At 43.9% G+C, this 6,104-nt stretch carries 2 tRNA genes and 3 rRNA genes; all 5 read right to left on the reverse strand.

Annotation, left to right across the window (positions count from 1 at the left end):
• Positions 1-205: 205 nt before the first annotated feature.
• Positions 206-321, reverse strand: a 5S ribosomal RNA gene (rrf, locus tag Q5I06_RS08550).
• Positions 322-522: 201 nt separating this feature from the next.
• A 23S ribosomal RNA gene (locus tag Q5I06_RS08555) occupies positions 523-3,405 on the reverse strand.
• Between the two features lie 414 nt (positions 3,406-3,819).
• A tRNA-Ala gene (locus Q5I06_RS08560) sits at positions 3,820-3,895 on the reverse strand.
• Between the two features lie 3 nt (positions 3,896-3,898).
• Positions 3,899-3,975, reverse strand: a tRNA-Ile gene (locus Q5I06_RS08565).
• Between the two features lie 140 nt (positions 3,976-4,115).
• Positions 4,116-5,616 (reverse strand): 16S ribosomal RNA (locus Q5I06_RS08570).
• The 16S, 23S and 5S rRNA genes sit together here with 2 tRNA genes alongside, the layout of an rRNA operon.
• Positions 5,617-6,104: the final 488 nt, after the last annotated feature.

Below are 6,104 nucleotides of genomic sequence, written 5' to 3' on the forward strand. Positions count from 1 at the left end.
TTGTAAAATTGATATGTTTTTATTTGTCTGATTTGTTCGATATGTTAGTGTGAGATTTTACGGAATTTTGGATTTTTCAGAAGTTCTTTTTCTCAAATAAATTTTAATAAAAGATTGATTTGATGATTTTTTTAAAATATATTCCTAAATAAATAAAAAGATTTTAATAAAGGATAAAAAGATAGAATCAAAAGAAGATTCCCTATCCCTGCATCGACCTACGTTCCCACACCTGAAAGATGCAGTATCATCAGCGAAGAGGAGCTTAACTGCCAGGTTCGGAATGGAGCTGGGTGTTGCCTCCTCTCTATAGACACAAGGAAAAGGGAATTAAAAGCAAGTGCTTTTGCTCTTAATTCCATTTTCCACTATAAAAGAGAATCTATTTTATAATAATAGCCTAGAATATTTCAATCTCGAATTTTGATTAAAAAGTTCATAAAATTCTAAAATCCTAGTAATAAAACCATATACACTCAATAAGGCAGTGATAACATATCCACACCTTTTTATCTATGAATATAAAATAAGCCAAACGGTCTATTAGTAGTAGTCAGCTGAATGTATTGCTACACTTACACATCTACCCTATCAAGCAGGTAGTCTTCCTGCGACCTTCAGGGAAAGTTAATCTTGGAGTTGGCTTCCCGCTTAGATGCTTTCAGCGGTTATCACATCCGTGCGTAGCTACCCAGCGGTGCTCTTGGCAGAACAACTGGTACACTAGTGGCACGTCCATCCCGGTCCTCTCGTACTAGGGACAGCTCTCCTCAACTTTCCTACGCCCACGGCAGATAGGGACCGAACTGTCTCACGACGTTCTGAACCCAGCTCGCGTACCGCTTTAAATGGCGAACAGCCATACCCTTGGGACCTGCTCCAGCCCCAGGATGCGATGAGCCGACATCGAGGTGCCAAACCTCCCCGTCGATGTGAGCTCTTGGGGGAGATCAGCCTGTTATCCCCGGGGTACCTTTTATCCTTTGAGCGATGGCCCTTCCACACAGAACCACCGGATCACTATGACCGACTTTCGTCTCTGCTCGACTTGTTTGTCTTACAGTCAGGCTGGCTTATGCCATTACACTCAACTTGCGATTTCCAACCGCAATGAGCCAACCTTTGCAAGCCTCCGTTACTTTTTAGGAGGCGACCGCCCCAGTCAAACTACCCACCAGGCATTGTCCTGCTTGAGGATAACTCAAGCCAGTTAGCAGACAGAAACATTAAGGGTGGTATCTCAAGGATGGCTCCATCTCCACCGGAGTAAAGATTTCAAAGCCTCCCACCTATCCTGCGCATAATGTTCCCATCGGCAGTGCCAAGCTGTAGTAAAGGTCCACGGGGTCTTTCCGTCTTGCCGCGGGTAGGAGGAATTTTCACCTCCACTACAATTTCACTGAATCTCTGGTTGAGACAGCTCCCATCTCGTTACGCCATTCATGCAGGTCGGTATTTAACCGACAAGGAATTTCGCTACCTTAGGACCGTTATAGTTACGGCCGCCGTTTACTCGGGCTTCAATTCAAAGCTTCGCATTGCTGCTGACTAATCCTCTTAACCTTCGAGCACCGGGCAGGCGTCACACCTTATACTTCCTCTTACGAGTTTGCAAAGTGCTGTGTTTTTGGTAAACAGTCGGGAGGGACTCTTTGCTGAGACCACATTGCTGTGGCACACCTTATCGCGAACTTACGGTGCTAGTTTGCAGAGTTCCTTAACCAGAGTTCTTTCACGCGCCTTAGAATACTCATCTCATCTACCTGTGTCGGTTTACGGTACGGGCAACCATTGCTAAACTTAGAGGCTTTTCTTGGCACGACGGTATCAGCGATTCTCCTATCGATCCGAAGATTTCAAAGAGCCTGTAAGGTTTCGAATACAGAGGTGGATTTACCTGTCCTCCAATCTACGCCCTTCGACCAACACTTCCATCAGTTGGCTCGCTTAACCCTATGCGTCCCCCCATCGCACACAATGGTTGGTATAGGAATATTAACCTATTTGCCATCGACTACCCATTTCTGACTTGTCTTAGGACCCGACTAACCCTACGATGACGAGCATCGCGTAGGAAACCTTAGATTTACGGCGAATATGATTCTCACATATTTTATCGCTACTCATTCCTGCATGCTCACTTCGCATCGCTCCAGCACTCCTTACCGGTATACCTTCAACGCTGATACGAACGCTCTTCTACCACTGTGCATCAGCACAATCTACGAATTCGGTGTCTATCTTAGCCCCGTTATATTTTCAGCGCGCAATCACTAGACCAGTGAGCTGTTACGCTTTCTTTAAAGGATGGCTGCTTCTAAGCCAACCTCCTGGTTGTCTGAGTAACTGTACATCTTTTTCCACTCAGAATAGAACTTTGGGACCTTATTCGGTAGTCTGGGTTGTTCCCCTTTTGACGATTGATTTTATCACCCACCGCCTGACTCCCAAGATACGGTAATAGGTATTCGAAGTTTGACAGGGTTTGGTACCGCGGTGAGCAGCCCTAGCCCAATCAGAGCTCTACCCCCTATTACTATCACTTGAGGCTATACCTAAATATATTTCGAAGAGAACCAGCTATCACTAAGTTTGTTTGGCCTTTCACCCCTATCCACAGCTCATCCCAACCCGTTTCAATGGGTACGAGTTCAGTCCTCCGCGAGCTATTACACTCGTTTCAACTTGGCCATGGATAGATCACTTAGCTTCGGGTCTGCAGCATCTGACTAAACGCCCTATTAAGACTCGCTTTCGCTACGGCTTCGCGTTTGCTTAACCTTGCCAGATACCACAACTCGCAGGATCATTATGCAAAAGGCAGTCCGTCACCCTGATAAATCATAGGGCTCCGAATGATTGTAGGCAGATGGTTTCAGGTTCTATTTCACTCCGCTCACTGCGGTTCTTTTCACCTTTCCCTCACGGTACTTGTTCGCTATCGGTCAAAGAGTAGTATTTAGGGTTGGAGAGTGGTCTCCCCTGCTTCAGTCCGGATTTCTCGTGTCCTGACCTACTCTGGATACTGCTACCTATGAATAACTTTTCGCATACGGGGCTATCACCCTCTGTGACTTACCTTTCCAGGTAATTCTGCTAAATTATTCAAGTGGATATTGCAGTCCACAACCCCAAGTGCAAGCACTTGGTTTGCCCTGTTCCCCGTTCGCTCGCCGCTACTAAGAGAATCTCTTTTGATTTCTTTTCCTCTAGGTACTGAGATGTTTCACTTCCCTAGGTTCGCTCCATTAAAGGTAACTAGCATCTCTACTAGTTGGGTTGCCCCATTCGGAAATCTATGGATCAAAGCTTCTTGACAGCTCCCCATAGCTTATCGCAGTCTAGTACGTCCTTCATCGCCTCTCTTTGCCAAGGCATCCACCATCTGCCCTTAAAAGCTTATTTAACAAATCCAAGATAAATCTTGAATCTGGCTTTCAAAGTATGATAAAACTGTGTGAATATTCTAAAGTTATCACTGCCTTATTGAATGTATGTATCACTCTATGTATCTGAATATCAAATATTTAAAGCTCAAACTCACTCTCAATAAAAAACAGAGTTAATTGTAGTTTCATTACTATTTTTTAGGCTATTAACAATAAAATTTTAAATAACATTTAGACAAAAGTCTAATTCAAACCTTTATGGCTTCACAAGCTTAAAGACTCTGATTAAACTTCCTATAAAACATCAACGATGTCTTATTATACTATCATCTATTTATCTAATGTATGGAACTACATACACTCTATAAATGATATATCAAATACGATTTTAAAAATCTACCAAGAGAAGATTTCAATAAGAGGAAATTATTGGTGGAGAATAGCGGGATCGAACCGCTGACCTCCTGCGTGCAAAGCAGGCGCTCTCCCAGCTGAGCTAATTCCCCTAATGGTGGGCTTAAGAGGAGTTGAACCTCTGACCTCACCCTTATCAGGGGTGCGCTCTAACCACCTGAGCTATAAGCCCCTATAACATCCTCTTATTTTTATGCTTCATCGACTGAAATCAATCCCTGAAAACTAAGCAAGAAAAAGAAGTTAACTATCTGAATGTTTATTTTTTAAAAATGATGATTAAGATAAACAAATATCTTAATAAATCTCTAGAAAGGAGGTGATCCAACCGCAGGTTCACCTACGGTTACCTTGTTACGACTTCACCCCAGTCGCTGCATCCGCCGTGGACGGTAGCCAATTTAGCATCCCGGCTTAAGGCGAATACAACTCCCATGGTGTGACGGGCGGTGAGTACAAGACCCGGGAACGTATTCACCGTGACATTGCTGATTCACGATTACTAGCGATTCCAGCTTCATGTAGTCGAGTTGCAGACTACAATCCGAACTGAGAGATGTTTTTGAGATTTGCTCCACTTCGCAGTATTGCCTCTCTTTGTACATCCCATTGTAGCACGTGTGTAGCCCTAGGCGTAAGGGCCATGATGACTTGACGTCGTCCTCACCTTCCTCCTCCTTACGAAGGCAGTCTCCTTAGAGTGCTCAGCCGAACTGTTAGCAACTAAGGACGAGGGTTGCGCTCGTTGCGGGACTTAACCCAACATCTCACGACACGAGCTGACGACAGCCGTGCAGCACCTGTTTTCAAGGTCTAGCAAGCTAGACACTCCGCTATTTCTAGCAGATTCTATCAATGTCAAGCCTAGGTAAGGTTCTTCGCGTATCTTCGAATTAAACCACATGCTCCACCGCTTGTGCGGGTCCCCGTCTATTCCTTTGAGTTTTAATCTTGCGACCGTACTCCCCAGGCGGGATGCTTAATGCGTTAGCTGCATTACTGGAAGGACAAGCCTCCCAACAACTAGCATCCATCGTTTAGGGCGTGGACTACCAGGGTATCTAATCCTGTTTGCTCCCCACGCTTTCGCGCATCAGCGTCAGTAATGTTCCAGCAGGTCGCCTTCGCAATGAGTATTCCTCTTGATCTCTACGGATTTTACCCCTACACCAAGAATTCCACCTACCTCTCCCATACTCTAGATCAACAGTTTCAAATGCAGTTCTGTAGTTAAGCCACAGGATTTCACATCTGACTTATTGACCCGCCTACGCGCTCTTTACGCCCAGTGATTCCGAGTAACGCTTGCACCCTCCGTATTACCGCGGCTGCTGGCACGGAGTTAGCCGGTGCTTATTCCCAAGATACCGTCATTATCTTCTCTTGGAAAAGGAGTTTACAATCCTAAAACCTTCATCCTCCACGCGGCGTTGCTGCTTCAGGGTTTCCCCCATTGAGCAATATTCCCTACTGCTGCCTCCCGTAGGAGTCTGGACCGTGTCTCAGTTCCAGTGTGTCCGTTCACCCTCTCAGGCCGGATACCCGTCATAGCCTTGGTGAGCCATTACCTCGCCAACAAGCTGATAGGACATAGGCTGATCCTTTAGCGAAATTCTTTCCCCCGTAGGGAGTATCTAGTATTAATCACCGTTTCCAGTGGCTATCCCAGACTAAAGGGCACATTACCTATGCATTACTCACCCGTGCGCCACTAATCCATCTCATAGCAAGCTATAAGACTTCATCGTTCGACTTGCATGTATTAGGCACGCCGCCAGCGTTCACTCTGAGCCAGGATCAAACTCTCCATAAAAGTTAAGTTTGTCCTCTCTCTTAGTGTCTCTTTTTAATCACAAATTTTATCACTCTATATTTCAAGGGTCATAAACGAGTTGTATTCAAATAGATATTAACAACTAAGAGAAATAGTCTTATTTAAAAATGAAATATATAAAATATCCATATCAAATAGTTTGACTTCATTTCTCTTGCTTAGATTTCAAAGATCGTTACTCAATCAACAAATATAAAATTAGAGATCATTTCTGATTTTAAAATATATCTGAAAAATTCAAGTAAAAGAACAACCACCAAATAGAACACATTTACAAGCTAAAATCGACAACACTTTTTACTCAAAAGGTTTCAATCTCAGAAAACTTAATGATAAATACCAGAGAGTTTTTAAATGAGGCTCACCTGAATGGGAGTGGAATATTACAAACATATAGCTTAATATTGGCTTAGGAAATTAGAAGCTTTGGATAGAAATGGAGAAAAATAAATAAGGTTTAGGGGAAT

Source organism: Helicobacter cappadocius (assembly GCF_030688855.1).
Taxonomy (GTDB): Bacteria; Campylobacterota; Campylobacteria; order Campylobacterales; family Helicobacteraceae; genus Helicobacter_J; species Helicobacter_J cappadocius.